General features: G+C 39.7%; 19 protein-coding genes. 13 read left to right on the top strand and 6 right to left on the bottom strand.

Annotated elements, in window-relative coordinates; genetic code table 11:
• Nucleotides 1-28 precede the first annotated feature (28 nt).
• The 6 genes from nrdR to queA all read right to left on the bottom strand — a co-directional run bounded on the left by nrdR (nt 29) and on the right by queA (nt 6,274).
• A complete protein-coding gene (nrdR, locus tag ACNARN_RS04990; RefSeq protein WP_006535128.1) occupies nt 29-478 on the bottom strand; it encodes a transcriptional regulator NrdR in 450 nt (149 codons plus the stop codon).
• A 116-nt stretch (nt 479-594) separates the two neighbouring features.
• Nucleotides 595-1,563, bottom strand: a complete 969-nt coding sequence (gene secF / locus ACNARN_RS04995) for a protein translocase subunit SecF (RefSeq protein WP_198619343.1) — start codon at nt 1,561-1,563, stop codon at nt 595-597.
• A 10-nt stretch (nt 1,564-1,573) separates the two neighbouring features.
• The gene (secD, locus tag ACNARN_RS05000; RefSeq protein WP_109371754.1) at nt 1,574-3,421 is read right to left on the bottom strand and encodes a protein translocase subunit SecD; all 1,848 of its coding nucleotides are present in this window, start codon (nt 3,419-3,421) and stop codon (nt 1,574-1,576) included.
• 32 nt (nt 3,422-3,453) lie between these two features.
• Nucleotides 3,454-3,789, bottom strand: coding sequence for a preprotein translocase subunit YajC (yajC, locus tag ACNARN_RS05005; RefSeq protein WP_006535133.1), 336 nt, complete (start codon nt 3,787-3,789; stop codon nt 3,454-3,456).
• Nucleotides 3,790-3,874: 85 nt separating this feature from the next.
• Nucleotides 3,875-5,017 (bottom strand): tRNA guanosine(34) transglycosylase Tgt, encoded by a 1,143-nt coding sequence (gene tgt, locus ACNARN_RS05010; protein WP_368887526.1) that lies wholly within the window; start codon nt 5,015-5,017, stop codon nt 3,875-3,877.
• Between the two features lie 183 nt (nt 5,018-5,200).
• Complete coding sequence (gene queA, locus ACNARN_RS05015) at nt 5,201-6,274, bottom strand: tRNA preQ1(34) S-adenosylmethionine ribosyltransferase-isomerase QueA (protein ID WP_099074190.1); 1,074 nt, start codon at nt 6,272-6,274, stop codon at nt 5,201-5,203.
• Nucleotides 6,275-6,381: 107 nt separating this feature from the next.
• On the opposite strand from queA, the gene ACNARN_RS05020 reads away from it, so the two are divergent.
• The 13 genes from ACNARN_RS05020 (at nt 6,382) to ACNARN_RS05080 (ending at nt 19,476) form a co-directional block, all read left to right on the top strand.
• On the top strand, nt 6,382-6,969 hold the full coding sequence (locus ACNARN_RS05020) for an ACP phosphodiesterase (protein ID WP_416304209.1): 588 nt from the start codon (nt 6,382-6,384) through the stop codon (nt 6,967-6,969).
• Between the two features lie 600 nt (nt 6,970-7,569).
• A complete protein-coding gene (locus ACNARN_RS05025; protein ID WP_072069413.1) occupies nt 7,570-8,172 on the top strand; it encodes a peroxiredoxin C in 603 nt (200 codons plus the stop codon).
• Between the two features lie 298 nt (nt 8,173-8,470).
• Complete coding sequence (ggt, locus tag ACNARN_RS05030) at nt 8,471-10,231, top strand: gamma-glutamyltransferase (RefSeq protein ID WP_416304210.1); 1,761 nt, start codon at nt 8,471-8,473, stop codon at nt 10,229-10,231.
• A gap of 271 nt (nt 10,232-10,502) precedes the next feature.
• Entirely contained in the window at nt 10,503-10,754 is a 252-nt protein-coding gene (locus ACNARN_RS05035) for a helix-turn-helix domain-containing protein (RefSeq protein WP_198625993.1), read from the top strand.
• Between the two features lie 3 nt (nt 10,755-10,757).
• Nucleotides 10,758-11,078, top strand: coding sequence for a HipA N-terminal domain-containing protein (locus tag ACNARN_RS05040; RefSeq protein WP_416304211.1), 321 nt, complete (start codon nt 10,758-10,760; stop codon nt 11,076-11,078).
• Nucleotides 11,079-11,743: 665 nt separating this feature from the next.
• Nucleotides 11,744-12,373: a ferredoxin-like protein gene (locus ACNARN_RS05045; RefSeq protein WP_006535141.1), complete on the top strand. Its 630-nt coding sequence runs from the start codon at nt 11,744-11,746 to the stop codon at nt 12,371-12,373.
• 52 nt (nt 12,374-12,425) lie between these two features.
• Nucleotides 12,426-14,528 carry an aldehyde ferredoxin oxidoreductase gene (locus tag ACNARN_RS05050; protein ID WP_109371762.1) on the top strand — a complete coding sequence of 701 codons (2,103 nt, stop codon included), beginning with the start codon at nt 12,426-12,428 and terminating at the stop codon, nt 14,526-14,528.
• A 22-nt stretch (nt 14,529-14,550) separates the two neighbouring features.
• Complete coding sequence (locus tag ACNARN_RS05055; protein WP_232799373.1) at nt 14,551-15,264, top strand: YdhW family putative oxidoreductase system protein; 714 nt, start codon at nt 14,551-14,553, stop codon at nt 15,262-15,264.
• A 66-nt stretch (nt 15,265-15,330) separates the two neighbouring features.
• The gene (locus ACNARN_RS05060) at nt 15,331-16,002 is read left to right on the top strand and encodes a 4Fe-4S dicluster domain-containing protein (RefSeq protein WP_109371766.1); all 672 of its coding nucleotides are present in this window, start codon (nt 15,331-15,333) and stop codon (nt 16,000-16,002) included.
• Complete coding sequence (gene phsC / locus ACNARN_RS05065; protein WP_416304212.1) at nt 15,999-16,796, top strand: thiosulfate reductase cytochrome B subunit; 798 nt, start codon at nt 15,999-16,001, stop codon at nt 16,794-16,796. The genes ACNARN_RS05060 and phsC overlap by 4 nt, the downstream gene beginning before the upstream one ends.
• Nucleotides 16,797-16,821: 25 nt before the next feature.
• Nucleotides 16,822-17,790 carry a protein YdhT gene (gene ydhT / locus ACNARN_RS05070; RefSeq protein ID WP_198619336.1) on the top strand — a complete coding sequence of 323 codons (969 nt, stop codon included), beginning with the start codon at nt 16,822-16,824 and terminating at the stop codon, nt 17,788-17,790.
• Nucleotides 17,791-17,906: 116 nt separating this feature from the next.
• The gene (locus ACNARN_RS05075) at nt 17,907-18,200 is read left to right on the top strand and encodes a helix-turn-helix domain-containing protein (protein ID WP_198619335.1); all 294 of its coding nucleotides are present in this window, start codon (nt 17,907-17,909) and stop codon (nt 18,198-18,200) included.
• Nucleotides 18,190-19,476: a type II toxin-antitoxin system HipA family toxin gene (locus tag ACNARN_RS05080; protein ID WP_198619334.1), complete on the top strand. Its 1,287-nt coding sequence runs from the start codon at nt 18,190-18,192 to the stop codon at nt 19,474-19,476. The genes ACNARN_RS05075 and ACNARN_RS05080 overlap by 11 nt, the downstream gene beginning before the upstream one ends.
• Nucleotides 19,477-19,499: the final 23 nt, after the last annotated feature.

Genomic DNA, 19,499 nt, shown 5'->3' on the forward strand with positions numbered 1-19,499 from the left:
TCATTAAATAAAGGACAGTATTAATGTATTAATCCTGTAATTTTGCAATTTCTTCACCAAAATCACGGATATCTTCAAAACTACGATAAACAGAAGCAAAGCGAATATAAGCCACTTTATCGAGTTTCTTTAGTTGTTCCATAACAAAATTGCCAATTTCTTTTGAAGGGATTTCTCTTTCACCCGTCGCTCTTAATTGTGATTTGATATGACTTATAGCAGCTTCAACATCGTCTGAACTCACTGGACGCTTTTCTAGCGCTTTAAGCATGCCTCGACGAAGTTTCTCTTCATCAAAAGGCTCACGTATTTCATCACTTTTCACAACACGAGGCATCACTAACTCTGCTACTTCAAAGGTAGTAAAACGTTCATGACAAACAAGACATTGGCGACGACGGCGCACTTGTGAACCATCACCAACAAGTCTGGAATCAATTACCTTGGTATCTACGGCTCCACAAAATGGGCAATGCATAGTTATTCCTACTTTTGACAATACTCATAAACAGTGTACCTGTTCAGTGAACAAAAAACACCCTGTCAGTATACACTGGCAGGGTGTTTGCGATGTTTTATCAGAAAAACGCTCTATTATGGTAAGAGTGTTGTCTGATCTGCACCCTCTTTTTCCACTTTTTGTACAATCAAGTGTTCACGTTTCATTCCCATTTTCAGTGCTAATGCAGAAGCCACATAAATAGAAGAAATAGTACCGATTGAAACACCGATTAACATAACTAAAGAGAAGCCTTGAAGCATTGAACCACCAAAGATGTACAGCATTAATACAACTAATAATGTTGTTGCTGATGTCATGATGGTACGGCTTAATGTCTGTGTAAGAGAAACGTTCATAATTTCATATGATGTTCCTCGACGAATTTTACGGAAGTTCTCACGAATACGGTCTGATACAACGATACTATCGTTTAGTGAGTAACCGATAACAGACATCAATGACGCTACAATGGTTAAGTCAACTTCTATGTGGAACAGTGAAAGAACACCCAGTGTTATCACTACGTCATGCGCAAGTGCAATAACTGCACCTAACGCCAAACGCCACTCAAAACGGAATCCAACATAGATAAGAATACAGATAAGTGCAGATAACAACGCCATTGCACCTGTTTGAGCCAATTCACTACCAACACTTGGCCCCACAAATTCAATACGTTTTACCACAGCATCGTTATCAACTTTAGCATTGATGACATCGATGACTTGCTTACCTAATTCTTGACCAGCCTGTCCTTCAACAGGAGGCATACGCACCATAATATCGCGGCTGCTACCAAAGTTTTGTAATAGAGGATCTTTAAAGCCTGCTGCATCTAGGCTATCACGCATTTTATCAAGGTCGGCTGGTTGACTGAGATTGATCTCAATTACTGTACCACCTGTAAAATCCAGTCCCCAGTTAAATCCTTTCACGGAAATGATAGCAATTGACGCTATCAAAAGCAGAAACGAAATACTAAAGGCGACGTTGTCCCAACGCATAAAGTCAATGACTCTACGACCATGGTTTAATTGTTCAACAGTATAATCCTGTGCCACAACGTGCTCCTTAAATAGACAGTTTCTTAACGCGTTTACCACCATACAACAGGTTTACAATCGCACGAGTACCGACGATAGCGGTAAACATGGATGTTGCAACCCCGATTGCAGTTGTGATAGCAAAGCCTTTAATTGAGCCGGTGCCGACTGCATAAAGGATCACAGCTGTAATTAATGTGGTTAAGTTCGCATCAATAATACTGGAGAAGGCACCTTTATAACCTTCATGGATTGCTTGTTGTACTGATCGACCATTACGTAACTCTTCTTTGATACGTTCGTTTATCAGTACGTTGGCATCGACGGCGACGGCAAGTGTTAATACGATACCTGCAATACCCGGCATGGTCAGTGTTGCGCCTGGTAATAGTGACATTACCCCAACGATTAACACTAAGTTTGCCATTAATGCAGTACTCGCAATCACACCAAATTTACGATAATAAATTATCATAAAGGCAACAGACGCAATCAGACCCCATAAACACGCTTCTAAACCTTGGGTAATATTTTGCAGACCCAAAGTTGGACCAATCGTTCTTTCTTCAACGATTTGAATAGGTGCAATCAACGCACCAGCACGTAATAATAGAGACAATTGACGTGCTTCATTCGCATTTGAAATACCCGTAATACGGAAGCTATTTCCTAAACGACTTTGAATATTCGCAACGTTGATCACTTCTTCACTTTTAACTAATACAGCTCGGTCATTCTCATCACGTTTACCGCTGTCTTTATACTCTACGAACAATGTTGCCATCGGTTTACCGACGTTGTCTTTCGTAAAGTTAGACATGATAGAACCACCCGCGCTATCAAGTGAAATATTCACTTGAGGTTGACCATATTCATCAGCTTGAGAAGTTGAGTCAGTAATGTGGTCACCCGTTAAAATAACGCGTTTATAGAGAATGGTTGGCATACCTTCACGGGTATATTTCACTTCTGAGTCACCCGGAATACGACCCGTTTCTAAAGCAGAAGGATCAACAGTGGTATTGACTAAGCGGAATTCTAATGTTGCTGTCGCACCTAAGATTTCTTTAGCGCGAGCGGTATCTTGGATACCTGGTAATTCAACAACAATTCGGTCAGCGCCTTGACGTTGAACTAATGGCTCTGCAACACCTAACTGGTTAACACGATTACGTAAGATAGTGATGTTTTGCTGCACTGCATAAGTACGCGCATCACGTAAACGCTCGTCAGTAAAAATAGCTCTTAACGAGTTATTTGCGCCATCTCTAAAAATGAGATCTTGATTACGACGAGTTAAGTAATCTGAAGCTTTAGCGCGATCATCCGAATTACGGAAACGGATTTCAACGCCATAGTTATCCGTTTTACGGATAGATGAATACGGAATGCCTTCATCACGTAATAATGTACGTAGACTTTCAACATTTTGTTCCTGAAGTTTACCTAACGCGGTTTCCATATCGACTTCCATCAAGAAGTGAACACCACCACGTAAGTCTAACCCCAGTTTCATCGGCTCACCGCCAATGGCTTCTAACCATTTTGGTGTTGCCGGTGCAAGGTTAAGTGCAACAATGAACTGGTCACCTAATGCAGGCAACAACACTTCGCGGGCACGTAACTGAATATCAGGGTTACCGAAACGAGCCAAAATCGCACCATTTTCAAGTGCAATAGATTTCGCTTCAATTTTTTCTTTATCTAATAAAGATCGAACTTGATCCAGTGTTTGCTCATTGGCGGCGGTTCCCCGCGCGCCAGTGATTTGAACAGCCGGATCCTCACCATATAGGTTAGGAAGTGCGTAAAGCAGACCGATGAGGATAGCGGCTATCAACATCAGGTACTTCCACAAAGGATAACGGTTTAGCACGGCAGTTCCCTTTTCCCTTTGGGGAAATGTTATTAAATAGCTTTCATTGTGCCTTTAGGTAATACAGCGGCAACAAAGTCACGTTTGATAGTTACTTCAGTTGTTTCATTCAGAGCAACAACGATATAGCCGTTATCTGAAACCTTAACAACACGACCAATTAAACCACCAGTCGTTAAAACTTCATCACCTTTACCAATAGAATCCATCAGTTTACGATGTTCTTTAGTACGTTTTTGCTGTGGACGTAGGATCATAAAATAGAAAATCAGAATAAAGATCACTAACATCGGTAAAATAGACATAAAGCTAGCTTCAGGTGCTGCTTGTCCAGCAGAAGCAACAGCATCAGAAATGAAAAAACTCATTCACTTTTCCTCATTGTTGTCGATATCGACGATATTCAAGTTATAAGCCCAATATCATACACAGAATTGGGCTTTCTCGTATACATTATTCACACTTAGTCGCACAGCCATTTAGCGGTGGGACGGGTTTTCCAATACGTTCGTAGAATTCGTGTACAAACTCTTCAAAACGCGAGTCTTCAATAGACTGACGAATTTCAGCCATCAAACGCTGATAATAACGCAAGTTGTGGATAGTGTTCAGCCTTGCACCTAAAATTTCGTTACAACGATCAAGATGATGTAAATAAGCACGGCTATAATTTTTACAGGTATAGCAGTCACAATGTTCATCAAGCGTTGATGTGTCAGAGCGATGTTTCGCATTACGAATTTTAATCACACCATCAGTTACAAACAGATGACCATTTCGTGCATTTCGTGTTGGCATAACACAGTCAAACATATCAATACCACGACGAACACCTTCAACTAAATCTTCTGGTTTACCGACACCCATTAAATAACGCGGTTTATTCGCAGGAATTTGAGGGCAGACATGCTCTAAAATACGATGCATATCTTCTTTAGGTTCACCGACCGCAAGGCCGCCGACAGCGTAACCGTCAAAACCAATTTCGACTAGTCCTTTTACGGAGATATCGCGTAAATCTTCGTAAACACCGCCTTGAATAATACCGAATAATGAATTTTTGTTATTAAGTTCATCAAAGCGCGCACGACTACGTTTAGCCCAACGTAATGACATCTCCATTGAGTTTTTCGCATAATCCCAATCGGAAGGATATGGCGTACACTCATCAAAAATCATCACAATGTCAGAACCCAAATCGTATTGGATTTCCATTGATTTTTCTGGGCTTAAGAAAATCTTTTCACCATTAATAGGGTTACGGAAATGCACACCCTCTTCTTTAATTTTACGCATTGCGCCTAAACTAAAGACTTGGAAGCCGCCTGAGTCCGTTAAAATAGGGCCTTGCCATTGCATAAAATCATGTAAATCACCATGTAACTTCATGATTTCTTGACCCGGGCGTAACCATAGGTGGAAAGTGTTGCCTAAAAGAATTTGTGCACCTGTTGCTTTTACTTCTTCAGGAGTCATTCCTTTTACTGTGCCGTAAGTACCCACTGGCATAAATGCAGGTGTTTCAACAACACCTCGTTCAAAAATAAGGCGACCGCGGCGAGCATTACCGTCGGTTTTGTCTAATTCGTATTTCACTAATCCTCCAAGCATCAGAAAAACAGTCCAATGCGCAATAAAAAACAGCACATTCTAATCATTTGTTAGACGGCTGTATATGTTACTTCAACAAAAACCCGTGCTTAGTCAAAGGGATTAAGCAATAAAATTGAAATAACAATTCATAAAATGAAGAAAAACGTTAAAAAGAATAATAAATCTTTATTCTTGTCCTACTTTTTCATTGATAGCTAAAGGATTACAAGTAATAAACATCGCATCACCATAACTGAAAAAACGATACTCTTGCTCAACCGCTTCTTTATAGGCATTCATGGTATTTTTATACCCAGCAAAAGCAGAAACCAGCATGATTAAAGTCGATTCAGGCAAATGGAAATTCGTAATCAATGCATCAATAATTTGATATTGATAACCCGGATAAATAAAGATTTGGGTATCATCGAAGAAAGGTGCTATTAACGCATCTTTTGTTGCCTTAGCCGCACTTTCTAACGAACGAACAGAGGTTGTCCCCACAGCGATCACTCGATTACCACGCGCTTTACACGCTAATACAGCATCAACCACTTCTTGTGGTACTTCTGCGTATTCAGAATGCATTGTGTGTTCTTCGATATTATCAACACGCACTGGTTGGAAAGTTCCCGCCCCTACATGCAGTGTGACAAACGCCATCTCAACACCTTTTTCTTTTAAGGCTTGAAGTAATGGTTCATCAAAGTGTAATCCCGCAGTAGGTGCTGCAACAGCGCCTGGACGCTCATTATAAACCGTTTGATAAAGCTCTTTATCAGACTCTTCATCAGGACGATCAATATAAGGAGGTAAAGGCATATGCCCAATGCTATTAAGAATAGTTAGAACATCTCTTTCATCATCGAAGCGAATTTCAAAAAGTGTATCATGACGCGCAACCATAGTTGCTTGTACACTTTCATCTTCACCTAGCACAAGCGCAGCACCTTCTTTCGGTGATTTGGAGGCTCTAACATGAGCAAGGACGCGATGTTCATCAAGCATACGCTCAACTAGTACTTCGATTTTACCACCTGACGCTTTACGTCCATAAATACGCGCAGGGATCACCCGCGTATTATTAAAAACCAGTAGATCACCGGCATTTATTTTATCTAACACATCGGTAAAAATACCGTGTGATAAAGCACCAGTCTCACCTTCTAAAGAGAGCAAACGACAACCACTGCGTTGAGGTTGTGGATAGTGAGCAATCAAGGCTTCTGGCAATTCAAATGTAAAGTCTGATACACGCATAATTAAACGACTACTTTCATAAAAAACAGGCGGACTAGTCTAGTGCTGCCAGCTTATCAGTGCAAGAAAGAAGCCCTTTTTTATTCAAAAAGCGCTATGATGATGTGATGAATTATCTTGCTTACTTACATCTGGCCTTTAGGGCAAAAAGCTCTCTATTAGGCAATATGATGGCAGATTACGTTAAAGGCGCACCTAGCTCTGATTACAGCCAAGCTGTTATTGAGGGCATTCGCATGCATAGACGCATTGATGTGCTTACAGACACTCACCCATTAGTCAAGCAAGCTCGCCTTTTATTTCCTGATGAATATCGCCGAGTTTCACCAATTACCTTAGATGTTTTTTGGGATCATTTTCTTTCTTTAAATTGGTTGAAATTTGAACCAGATTTACCGTTGATTGAATTTGTTACCAAGACCCGAAATATTATTGAACCTGATTTATGGCAAACACCAGAAAAATTCCAAGAGCTTAATGAGTATCTATGGTCACAATCTTGGTTAATTCGTTATGCTGACAAGGCATATATTGCTCAAACATTGAAAGGAATGGCAAGAAGAAGACCACGATTAAGTGCACTAGCTGGCTCTTATATTGTTCTTGAAACCCACTATGACGAACTAAGTGAAATTTTTTGGCAGTTTTATCCACAATTGCTAGAAAGAGCACAACATCACCAACTTGATGACTGATACATTTAACTACCATATTGAGTTTCATCTTTTTGTCATATTGTAGAATTACATTTGATATATCAAAGAGATGCTAAGTCAATTTATCATGTTATTCGTAACGATTTGTTAACAAGCATAGTATTCATTTCCAAAGTTGATTAGAATGAATCGTTATACAAGGAGTCATAAATAATCCTACTTTATTGTATTAAGTTGATAGTTATAATCTATCAAATAGATTGTTCTGTTTAACTTTATCAATAGCGATTGATTATTTATGCTGTATGCATCATTTAAAAACAGGGTATACCCCTTGAATTTACTCTAAATAGTTCGAGGTGTAGCTAGGCGACAAGTGAATAAGTCGCTAAGAGCATACATAGTATGTGACTAGTGCGAATGAACGCAGTCAACAACGCTACGACTTGAAATATGACGAATAAAAACAGGGTACACATCCTGAATTTACTCTAAATAGTTCGAGGTGTAGCTAGGCGACAAGTGAATGAGTCGCTAAGAGCATACAATAGTATGTGACTAGTGCGAATGAACGCAGTCAACAACGCTACAACTTGAAATATGACGAGTACAAACTCTTTCAATCTACAGGAGTACATTATGGTTCTGGTTACTCGCAAAGCCCCTGATTTCACAGCTGCTGCCGTTTTAGGTAATGGCGAAATCGTTAATGATTTCAACCTGCATTCATTTATCAAAGGCAAACCTGCCGTTATTTTCTTCTGGCCAATGGATTTCACTTTTGTTTGCCCTTCAGAGCTGATTGCATTTGATCACCGTTTTGAAGAATTCAAAAAACGTGGCGTTGAAATCATCGGTGTTTCAATGGACTCTGAATTCGTTCATAACGCATGGCGTAAAACCCCAATTGATGATGGCGGTATTGGTGAAGTTAAATACCCAATGGTTGCTGATATCAAACATGACATCATCAAAGCTTACGGCATCGAACACCCAGAAGCAGGCGTTGCTCTGCGCGGTTCATTCCTGATTGACAAAGAAGGTGTTGTTCGTCACCAAGTCGTTAACGATCTACCACTTGGTCGTAATATCGATGAAATGATCCGTATGGTTGACGCACTGCAATTCCACGAAGAACACGGCGAAGTTTGCCCTGCACAGTGGGAAAAAGGTCAAGAAGGTATGGGCGCATCTCCAGACGGCGTTGCTAAATACCTGAAAGCAAACTCTGGCAAACTGTAATATTCCAGTAAGCTACTATTTTTCTAAAAGCCTGTGAAAACAGGCTTTTTTTTATTTATTCAGCACTTATCTATTTATTTCTTATCAACTCTATTTATTACTGCAATTAGTTATACTCAAGCTTATTGTTTACCTGCTTAAAGATAGTTTTGTGATCATCACATCAAAAAAAATTCTCATCACCAATAACCTCTCTCTATACTTATTGTTACGCAATTGTTAATTCTTATTAATAACAGCGTAAAACTCTATATTTGTATTTATTAAATATAACTCCCTGTTATAAATGGAGATAATAATGATTACTATAAAAAAGACTCACCTGCTGTTACTCACCGCCCTTTTTTCACATTCACTTTATGCTGCCTATGAACCCGCGGTTGAAGCACAACATGGTATGGTTGTCTCTTCTCAACATTTAGCATCACAAGTCGGGAATGATATTTTACAAAAAGGGGGGAATGCGATTGATGCCGCCGTTGCAGTTGGTTATGCGCAAGCTGTCGTAAATGCCTGCTGCGGTAATATTGGTGGCGGTGGTTTTATGACAATACACCTTGCTGATGGCACAAATACCTTTATTAATTTCAGGGAAACCGCGCCTGCCACAGCGTCTAAAAATATGTATTTAGATAAAGAAGGTAACTTAATTAAAGGTGCCAGTTTATATGGCTATCTCGCTTCAGGTGTACCTGGTACGGTAAAAGGGCTTGATGCTGCATTAGAAAAATACGGCACCCTTTCACGCCAAGAAGTGATGGCACCTGCGATTAAACTTGCAAGAGAAGGCTATATTTTAACGCGTGCTGATACCGATGTATTAGAAACAACAACAGAGCGCTTTAAACAAGATCCTGAATCGGCAAAAATTTTCTTAAAACCAGATAGAACACCATGGCAACCTGGTGATCGCTTAATTCAGACTGACTTAGCCAATACGCTTGAGCTTATTGCAGAGCAAGGTGCAGAGGCTTTTTATCAAGGTGAAATTCCTAAAAAAGTAGAAGAAGCCTCAAAACAGCATAAGGGAATGCTAACTAAAGATGATTTCGCAAACTTCACTATCACCGAGACCAAACCTATCACCTGTACTTATCGGGGTTATGAATTTATTTCTGCACCACCACCCAGCTCAGGCGGAGTCACTATCTGCCAAACATTGAATATTTTGGAAGGCTATGATCTTAAATCGATGGGCTTTAATTCAGCTGAATATGTTCATACACTAACGGAAGCAATGCGTCATGCTTATATGGACAGAAACACTTTTCTTGGCGATCCTCAATTTATTAATAATCCAACAGAAAAGTTACTCAGTAAAACTTATGCCACTGAAATTCGCCAACAAATAAAACCCAATAAAGCTACTCCATCAGTAAATGTACAACCTGGTATTGCACCTCATGAAAGCCCTGAAACAACACACTACTCAGTTATAGATAAAAATGGTAACGCAGTTTCAACCACTTATACTATAAATGGTCGTTTCGGTGCCGTTGTTATTGCGCCTGGAACAGGTTTTTTCCTCAATAATGAAATGGATGATTTTACAACCAAAGTTGGCGAGAAAAATCTCTATGGCTTAGTACAAGGTGAACGTAATAGCATTGCCCCATTAAAACGCCCATTATCATCAATGAGCCCAACCATTGTAACGAAAGAAGGCAAACCCTTCTTAATATTAGGATCACCGGGAGGCTCACGAATTATCTCAATCACCTTACAAACAGCACTTAATATCATTGAGTTTGGTATGCCACCGCAAGAAGCCGTTAATAGCCCTCGCATTCATCATCAATGGCTACCTGATGAGGTTTATTATGAACAACGAGGGTTATCAAAAGACACGTTAGAAAAACTTTCTACCATGGGATATAAAATGGTAGAACAAACCCCATGGGGAGCTGCTGAATTGATTATGGTTGGACTCCCCGGAGAAGAAGGCGTGATCCCAACTTCATCAGGCAATGATTCTGCTGTTTCTGGAGCAGTGCGTGAAGGTTATATTTATGGATCAAATGATGTGCGCCGCCCTGCTGGTAAAGCTGTGGGTTACTAATATCTAAATTCACTAATTTCAAAAAAATAAAAATGAAGTCTCCCCAGCAGTTGGACAACCAATTACTGGGGGTTTTCATACCCAAATACAATCGATATTTGAAAATCACCTTTGCGAATCAATGCATAGCAGTCGAAACATCTCTAAAACCTTCATCATAACGCCCCTGAATAGGTTAAAACCGCTTTATCCGCTTTAGAGACTCATTTTATCCCTTATAAGGGATACATTGATTTTATCTCCTATAGGGGATATATCATCGGAGGTCAAAATGAAGGTGACAACACCAGCGATGCTGTCTGCTGCAATGCGTGATAAACGCAAGCAAAGTAAACTTACCCAAGCACAAACCGCAAAACAAGTCGGTATCAAGCAAACCACCGTCTCTGATTTTGAGAACAAACCCGAATCAACAAAACTCGAAACGTTATTCAAAATTCTCGCGTCTTTGGATCTGGAGCTTCATGTCGTGAAGCGAGGTTCAACCCTGAATGTGGGTAAAGCTTGGAGTAAGGAGTGGTAAGTAATGAGAACTCAGGTATTGTCTGTTGCAATGAATGGGGATTTGGTTGGTACTCTGTACAAAAATACTGATGGTGGAATGTCATTCCAGTACGCAGAGGGATGGTTAGAAGAGCCTGGTTCACGAGCAATTTCATTATCACTGCCTTTGCAACACGGACGTATCACCGGAAGTGCAGTTTACAACTTTTTTAGTAACCTCCTGCCTGATTCCGAGGCGATTATTGACAGAATACAGGCTCGCTTTCAAGTAAAGACTGACCATCCTTTTGATTTGCTCGCCGCCGTGGGTCGTGACTGTGGGGCTTTAAACCAAACGCTTTAGTGATTTTTAGCTTTATCAATATCTCTTTGTTGTGTTGTTACCACAAAAGAAACCTTCTCTTAATTAGTGAACTGCACCCCAAAAGTTGGACACCAACTTTGGGGTGTTTTTCTATTATAAAAATGATCTAGTCATGGTTTTACAATTTATTCATATTTACAGCTATTAATAATAATCAAAACTCATATTTAATTTAATCGATAATTAATATCGAATATCAATTTGTTATTAAAATAATAACATCAAATAAAATACAAGAACAAATCACCTTTAATTTAGTTTCAATAATAGAATATATATAAATAGTAGTTATTCTCTTTCGTAATTACAGATAAAAATAATAATCATTTAATTAAATAAATTAAATAACACGAATTGTTTTTATTTCTATGATAGTAATCACAGAATAAATTTTTTAATAACCACACTATCAGAAAGGATAATAAAAATACGTAAAAAAAATGATATAACACATTGTAAATACAAATATTTAACATTTTCTTACAACGTGTTTTTTAATCATAAAAAGAGTTGAAATCTATAATCTATCTGCTAACGATACCGTTATTATATTTTTTATATAACGATAAGGCAAGCGGGTAAATAAAGAATTTATCATCACAACTTATTTCTTAATAAAATTAGTTAAGCGGAGATAAATATTAATGTCTGATACACATCATCGTCCAATATTAGATATTGGGCTATCAAGACTAGAGTTTCTGCGAATATCCGGTAAAGGGCTTGCAGGGATCACGATAGCACCCGCATTGCTTTCTCTTTTAGGTTGTAAGCAAGAAGAAATAGACAGCGGAATAATTCAATTAACCACAACACCTAAAGGCGTTTTAGTCACAAATAGAGCGCGTTGCACAGGATGCCACCGCTGCGAAACAGCATGTACAACATGGAATGATGGAAGCGTTGGATCATTCTTCTCACGTACCAAAATCCATCGTCACTTTTATTTTGGTGATAAAGGTATTGGCTCCGGTGGTGGACTTTATGGCGATTTAAACTTTACAACGGATACATGCCGCCAATGTAAAGATCCTGAATGTATGAAGGTCTGCCCAGTCAAAGCTATCCGTTATCAAGAAGAGTTCGGCTGTATTGTCGTTGATACACGTCGTTGTATTGGTTGTGCCGCCTGTACAACAGCTTGTCCGTGGATGATGGCAACCGTCAACCCACAAACTAAAAAATCCGGCAAATGCAATTTATGTGGTGAGTGTGCATCAGCGTGCCCAACAGGTGCTCTGCAAATCATTGAATGGAAAGAAATTACTGTTTAATAAATCCAGACAATCACATCACTGAACCACATTTAGATTAGGAAGCAATATTATGACTAACGGCTGGACTGGAAATATTCTAAGAATCAATTTAACTACCGGTGCCATCACACGTGAAAGCTCAAGCAAGTATAAATTCTTGATTGGTGGTATGGGCTTTGGCTACAAAATCATGTACGAAGAGGTTGCTCCCGGCGTTAAACCTTTTGATGAAGAAAACAAAGTTGTTTTTGCAGTAGGCCCTTTAACTGGATCTGGCGCACCTTGTAGCTCTCGCGTCAATATCACCTCTCTTTCCACCTTTACTCGTGGCAACCTCGTTGTTGACGCTCATATGGGTGGGTTTTTCGCAGCATGGATGAAGTTTGCAGGCTATGACTCTCTGATTATTGAAGGTAAATCAGATAAACCTGTTTGGATCCATATTGATGATGACCAAGTTTCTATTGAAGATGCCTCTTTCTTATGGGGTAAAGGCGTTCGTCAAACCACAGAAGAGCTGTGCGCACAAACTAGCCCTGAAGCCTGTGTTGCCGCAATTGGTCCTGCGGGTGAAAACTTAGTCCCGTTATCTGGCATTATTAATAGCCGTAATCACAGTGGTGGTGCGGGTGTTGGTGCAGTGTTAGGCGCAAAAAAATTAAAAGCGATTGTTGTCGAAGGTAGCCGAGGCGTTAACGTTGCAGATCGTAAAGCGTTAAAAGAACTTAACGACTACATGATGACGCAATTAATTGGTTCTAATAATAACCACGTTGTACCAAGCACACCACAATCATGGGCTGAATATTCTCATCCAGGTTCTCGCTGGACTGCACGCAAAGGACTTTTCTGGGGTGCGGCTGAAGGCGGACCTATCGAAACGGGTGAAATTCCTCCTGGTGATATCAATACCGTTGGTTTTAGAACCATGAAATCCACCTTTGACCTTGGTCCTGAAGCTGAAGAATACACGGTCAAAATGGGAGGTTGCCACTCTTGTCCTATTCGTTGTATGGCGCAGCTTAATGTTCCACAAGCGAAAAAATTTGGTGTACCGCAAACTGGGGGTAATACCTGCGTTGCAAACTTTGTTCACACCACCATTTTCCCTAATGGCCCTAAAGATGTTGAGAAAAAAGGGGATGGCAACGTTGTTGGTAATCTTGTTGGTCTGAATATTTTTGATGATATGGGATTATGGTGTAACTACGGTCAACTCCATCGTGACTTCACTTATTGTTATACCCACGGCGTCTTTAAACGTGTGCTTTCTGAAGAAGAATATAACGATATTCCTTGGGATAAACTGGAAGAAGGTAACCCAGAATTTATCAAAGATTTCTATTACCGTTTAGCGCATCGTAAAGGTGAATTTAGCCACCTTGCCGATGGATCTTACCTGATGGCTCAGCGTTGGAATTTAGGTGAAGAGTATTGGGGTAACAAGAAAAATAAACTTTGGTCACCAATGGGCTTCCCAATTCACCACGCCAATGAAGCCTCTGCACAAGTTGGTTCTATCGTTAACTGTATGTTTAACCGCGACGCGATGACACATACCCATATCAACTATATCGGTAGTGGTTTACCGCTGAAATTGCAAAAAGAGATTGCAGGTGAGCTATTTGGCTCTGGTGATGCTTTTGATGAAACCAAAAACTACACACCAATTAATAAAGCAAAAATTGCTTATACCAAATGGACTCTCTTACGTAGTTGCTTACACGATGCCGTCACTTTATGTAACTGGGTATGGCCGATGACGGTTTCCCCTCATAAGAGCCGTAACTATCGTGGTGATCTTGAAATGGAAGCCAAATTCTTCACGGCGATCACAGGTGAACCAACCACATCTAAAGATTTGGATTTAGCCTCAGAGCGTATCTTCACTTTACACCGTGCTTATACCGTTAAATTAATGAACACTATGGATATGCGCAATGAGCATGACCAAATCTGTTCATGGGTATTTGATAAAGATCCTGATATTCCTGTCTTTACTGAAGGTACAGACAAAATGGACAGAGAAGATATGCAGCTTTCTCTCACCATGTTCTATGAAGAAATGGGCTGGGACCCTAAATTAGGTTGCCCAACAAAAGAAACTTTAGTTCGCCTTGGATTACAAGATGTTGCAGATGATTTAGCGTCTCGTGGTTTATTACCAAGTTAATAGGTAAAAGAAGGAGATCATGATGATAGAACAAAGTGCATCGGCTTCTATACCACAAGATATCGCTGATGATGCAGATATTGCTTTAGAGCAACCTGATATTTCTCGTCGCCGTTGGTTACTGCCACTATCAGAAACCGGTGTTGGACGTAGTGCTAACACCTCAACGGATATCGTAGAAGAACCCGTTGCAGAGATAGCAGAATTATCTGCCGAACAACATCTAGCGAATGCGATACGTCAATGTTCAAAAGAAGGTGAACTATTAGCAATTTCAACGCTGTATGATGCGCCCTATTCTCTAACAGAAGAAGATATTGCGCAGTTAGAAACCGCGTTAAAGAGCGACGAGTTTATTGATATCGCCCATTTAAGTCTCAATGGCGAGGATTATTTCTACTCAGATGAATTTATGTCAGATAACTTCGCACAACTACAATTACTAAACCGCTATGCGGATATTTGTACAGCAATTGCAGGTGTGGTTCGTTTTGAATGTGAAACCTATCCTCGACCATTGAAACAAAGCATGTTGATGTCTGAACCTTTTCAGTACACGGCTTCAGAGATTGAAGATGCACTGACACTGATGAAAACTCACCCTGATTTTCAGGATATTCAGCAAGTTTTAGCGTCCAACGATGCCCCTTATCTCTTTAGCAATACGTTAATGAGTTACGGCAAAGCACGAGGCTTAACTGAATGGATTGAGGTAGAACAACATGAAAATCCTTAACGTTCTGCCTTATCAACGAAATTCGATGTGGGTATTACAACATCATCAGACTGAGGAGCAAAAATAATGCGTGTTTCTCGCCGTAAATTTGTAGCAGGTATGGGATCGGTCATTTTTTTCAGTGCGCCACTAGGAAGTGCGCTTGCAGCAACTGCAGAAAAAAAACCTATCCGCTATGCCATGATCCACGATGAGACGCTCTGTAATGGCTGTAATATCTGTGCCACTGCATGTCGTCGATTAAATAAAGTACCCAATGGAATGGCTCGAATGGATATTGCTCATATTCCATTAAGCCTCAAAGAAGATAACGATAAATACCATTTCTTTAGACACTCTTGCCAGCAATGTGAAGACGCCCCTTGTATCCCAGTTTGTCCTACGGGTGCTTCTTGGCGTGATGAAACCAATGGCATTGTTCGTGTTAATAAAGAGAAATGTATTGGTTGTAGCTATTGTATATCAGCATGCCCATACCAAGTCCGTTATCTTAACCCTGTGACACATGTTGCTGATAAATGTGATTTTTGTCTTGAGTCTCGATTACAAAAAGGTTTCCCACCGATTTGTGTGAGCGCTTGTCCACAAAATGCCTTGTTATTTGGTAGAGAAGACAGCCCTCAAATTCAAGAATGGCTCAAAACACATGATTACTATATCTATCAACTCGATGGCGTAGGAAAACCACATCTCTATCGTCGTGTAGGGCCTCATTCTCAAGAGGAGGGTAAAGTATGAGTGCAGTTAATATCATGCCAAATGCCGAGCAATTTCAAGCCTCACTAAAAGAGTATGTCTTAATCTATACGCCTGACTATTTACCACTTTGGTTAATTGTTGCAGGGGTGCTCTTAGTGGGGATGTTGCTTGTTCTCGCACTGCATGGCTTCTTGCGTTATCGCTTTGCCACACCACACGGTGAGTCTCATAAAGAAGAGAAGCTCTATCTTTACTCTAAAGCAGTGCGTTTGTGGCACTGGAGTAATGCCTCTTTATTTATTCTGTTGCTTCTCAGTGGTGGCATTAACCATTTCGCCCTACTTTCTGCACACGATACGGCATTATTAGTTAGCGTGCATGAAATCTGTGGTTATCTACTATTAGTTTGCTGGTTATCCTTCGTACTGATTAACCTTGTTGGTGGTAATGGCAAGTTTTACCGCATTGATGGCAAAAATTGGTTACAACGCACCTTAATGCAAGTTCGTTTTTACCTCTACGGCATTATCAAAGGCGAAGATCACCCCTTCCCAGCAACACCGAATGTTAAATTTAATCCACTGCAACAAATGGCTTATTTAGGTGTGATGTACGCATTAGCCCCACTCCTTTTGATAACGGGCGTTTTACTGCAAAATCCAGCATTTATTCCTGCTGATGCAGTGATGTTTAAAGCATGGCTATTGATCGCACACCAAGTATTAGCCGTATGTAGTGTCTTTTTTATTCTTGGTCACCTGTATCTGTGTACGACAGGCAGAACCCCGTTCCAAACATTTCGCAGCATGGTTGACGGTTACCACAGACACTAATTGATACATGGATTAAGGAGCTTATATGTCAGTCCCTTCAAAGGAAAATATCACATTAACAAAAGAAGACTTACGACAACTGCATGTTTCAACTTCACTTTATCGTTGGTTTTTACGTTATTTTCCTGATGGAGGCACTTACAGTGCTATCCATAGTGAGTTAATAAAACAGCGCCGTACACAGTGGATAGAGAGTTTTATTCAATATATTTATTTACGTCATTTTAGTGAAGCATCCTTTGCCAAACAGGAACAAGAAGTCATGGAAAACATCTTGTTCCTGCTCGGCAATGAACAACAACAAGGCGTGTCATTACAACGCCTGCCATATCACAATACTTTGCCAACATCTGAAAATATTCAATTTTCTACCGAATGGCATCAATTGATCTTAAAAAGTCAGCAATTAAGTACCGATCTTGCTTTGTGTGGGAGTAATAATATTGTGGCTTTTTCTGGCGATGAAAACAGCATTGCCAACACAGGTTATAGTAATCAATTGATGAATACGGGTTTTGCAGGAAAAGTATGTAATACGGGTAATCAATGTCGTATTGGCAGCTTAGGTGGACGCTCTCGCATTTGTAATAGCGGCAATGATGTCAAAATTTATGCCTCTGGTAATGGTGTTCATATCGCAAACAGTGGCATGCGTAATTTTATTACTGCCTCGCAAGATCGCGCGAAAGTCACTAACACAGGTGATTTAGCACAAATCAACGTAACCGGACAAAACTCTGTCGCGATTAATACTGGTGATAATTGTAAAGTCACGGTATCTGGCGACGACAGTATTTGTATCTCAACAGGTAATCTACATCAATTCTGCTTAGGAAAAGGCGGTAGTGCAGTTATTGCTTATCATGATGGCAATCGCACTCGTTTTAAAATTTTCTATGAAGGTGAAGATGATATTGTTGCTGGAGTTCATTATTATTTAGATGAAAACCAACAGCCTGTGGCAGAAAAACAGTATTCTACAGATAAAAATTAATGAGCAATCTAAGCTAAACTGTTTGCTCTACTCTTAAATCAAATAGATACTATAATGTCCAAAATAGCTATTTTTTGCTATAATTAGACATTATAGTATCTATTTGAGGCTAACAAATGAAACTCACATTACTTACTGATCTCGATGTTAGTCGAGCCTTTGCCTCTCATTTACGAAAGTTGCGTGAAAAAGAAAAATGGTCACGCGAACAACTTGCCGAGCGTAGTACAGTTCCTGCTTCAACTATCAAAAAATTTGAATTACAAGGTAAAATTTCACTACGCCAGTTACTGTTACTTTGGCAATGCCTTGATGATTTAAATAATCTTTATGCGGTTGTTGATCCTAAGAAAGTGAATAAACCACGTATGCCAAGGACTATTGAAGAGGTATTACAAGATGAGTTTTAAGCCAATCCAAAAGCTAAATGTGACACGGACGTTATCTACAGGTGACTCTGTTTTAATGGGAACATTGGTACAAAACCATAGTGGTGTATTTTTTCAATATGATGCGCATTACCTAACACAATTTGGTAATAGTTCACCTTTTAATCTACAGAATAATACGGATTTACAAATAGCACCTAAAAAACCTCATGGCAATTTGCAAGGGCTTTTCTCAGATAGTTTACCTGATGGATGGGGACGCTTATTGCAAGATAGAATATTCCGCCAACATGGTATACAACCGCATGAAATTACAACGATGGATAGGTTAGCCTTTGTTGGTAATAAAGGTATGGGAGGATTATCTTATTTACCAGTCTCTGACTATCAAATAGATGAACAGTTTGAAGTTGATTTAATTAATTTAGGTTTAGAAGCACAAGCTGTATTTGATGGTCAAACGGAAATTGTTTTATCTGAACTTGCTATTGTTGGTAGCTCCGGCGGAGCTAGACCTAAAGCGTTGCTTTATTTTAAGCAAGGGGATTTTAATCAATGTAAAACGTATGAAGAAGAAGGTGATGAATCATGGCTGATCAAATTTACGTCTAAGAACTTACCTCTTGGCCACGATGAAGGGCTATGTGAAGCGATCTATCTCATCCTAGCAAAAGAGCTAGAGCTCAATCCCCCACAATGGCAACTTATTGATGTTCCTAAAAACAGTGATGGAAAATCTTGGTTAGCGCTAAAACGCTTTGATCGTGTCACAAATAGCTCAGGTAAATCAGGGCGTTTAATCATGCACAGTGCATGCGGATTATTAGATGCTGATTTTAGGCTACCTTCTTTGGATTACGAAGATTTAATCAAAGTAAACCGCGTACTATGCAAATCAGTTTCAGCCGGACAACTCCAGTTTAGACGAGCTATTTTTAATCTATTCGCTTCTAATCAAGATGATCACAGTAAAAACTGGTCATTTCTACAATATGATGATGGGCACTGGGAGCCGGCACCTTTTTATGATGTGACCTATAATCCCAATCCAAGAAATGAGCATATCACTTCATTTGGCGGGTATGGTAAAAAGCCACCATTAAATACAATAAAGCAGCTTGCTGAAATAGCTGGTTTTGAAAGTTGGCAACAAGCACAAGCGTATATTCATCATACCGTTGATGTTATTGCTCGATTCTCATCACTTGCCAAAGAATATGATGTATCAAAATTAGTACAAACAGATATAGAAAAAACACTGGCTGACCGTTTAAAAGAGAACCAGCACTTACTTTAATTCCAACAAAAAGGGAAACTTTC

It is taken from the genome of Proteus sp. TSJ240517, assembly GCF_047921575.1.
Lineage (GTDB): Bacteria > Pseudomonadota > Gammaproteobacteria > Enterobacterales > Enterobacteriaceae > Proteus.

What these genes read in the sequence shown, in the direction of transcription:
- phsC (WP_416304212.1), top strand. Translation starts at nt 15,999, where the DNA reads ATGAGTGCAGTTAATATCATGCCAAATGCCGAGCAATTTCAAGCCTCA.
- ACNARN_RS05060 (WP_109371766.1), top strand. Translation starts at nt 15,331, where the DNA reads ATGCGTGTTTCTCGCCGTAAATTTGTAGCAGGTATGGGATCGGTCATT.
- nrdR (WP_006535128.1), bottom strand. Translation starts at nt 478, where the DNA reads ATGCATTGCCCATTTTGTGGAGCCGTAGATACCAAGGTAATTGATTCC.
- ggt (WP_416304210.1), top strand. Translation starts at nt 8,471, where the DNA reads ATGATTACTATAAAAAAGACTCACCTGCTGTTACTCACCGCCCTTTTT.
- ACNARN_RS05075 (WP_198619335.1), top strand. Translation starts at nt 17,907, where the DNA reads ATGAAACTCACATTACTTACTGATCTCGATGTTAGTCGAGCCTTTGCC.
- ACNARN_RS05050 (WP_109371762.1), top strand. Translation starts at nt 12,426, where the DNA reads ATGACTAACGGCTGGACTGGAAATATTCTAAGAATCAATTTAACTACC.
- yajC (WP_006535133.1), bottom strand. Translation starts at nt 3,789, where the DNA reads ATGAGTTTTTTCATTTCTGATGCTGTTGCTTCTGCTGGACAAGCAGCA.
- ACNARN_RS05035 (WP_198625993.1), top strand. Translation starts at nt 10,503, where the DNA reads ATGAAGGTGACAACACCAGCGATGCTGTCTGCTGCAATGCGTGATAAA.
- queA (WP_099074190.1), bottom strand. Translation starts at nt 6,274, where the DNA reads ATGCGTGTATCAGACTTTACATTTGAATTGCCAGAAGCCTTGATTGCT.
- ACNARN_RS05020 (WP_416304209.1), top strand. Translation starts at nt 6,382, where the DNA reads ATGAATTATCTTGCTTACTTACATCTGGCCTTTAGGGCAAAAAGCTCT.
- ACNARN_RS05040 (WP_416304211.1), top strand. Translation starts at nt 10,758, where the DNA reads ATGAGAACTCAGGTATTGTCTGTTGCAATGAATGGGGATTTGGTTGGT.
- ACNARN_RS05045 (WP_006535141.1), top strand. Translation starts at nt 11,744, where the DNA reads ATGTCTGATACACATCATCGTCCAATATTAGATATTGGGCTATCAAGA.
- ACNARN_RS05080 (WP_198619334.1), top strand. Translation starts at nt 18,190, where the DNA reads ATGAGTTTTAAGCCAATCCAAAAGCTAAATGTGACACGGACGTTATCT.
- ACNARN_RS05025 (WP_072069413.1), top strand. Translation starts at nt 7,570, where the DNA reads ATGGTTCTGGTTACTCGCAAAGCCCCTGATTTCACAGCTGCTGCCGTT.
- ydhT (WP_198619336.1), top strand. Translation starts at nt 16,822, where the DNA reads ATGTCAGTCCCTTCAAAGGAAAATATCACATTAACAAAAGAAGACTTA.
- ACNARN_RS05055 (WP_232799373.1), top strand. Translation starts at nt 14,551, where the DNA reads ATGATAGAACAAAGTGCATCGGCTTCTATACCACAAGATATCGCTGAT.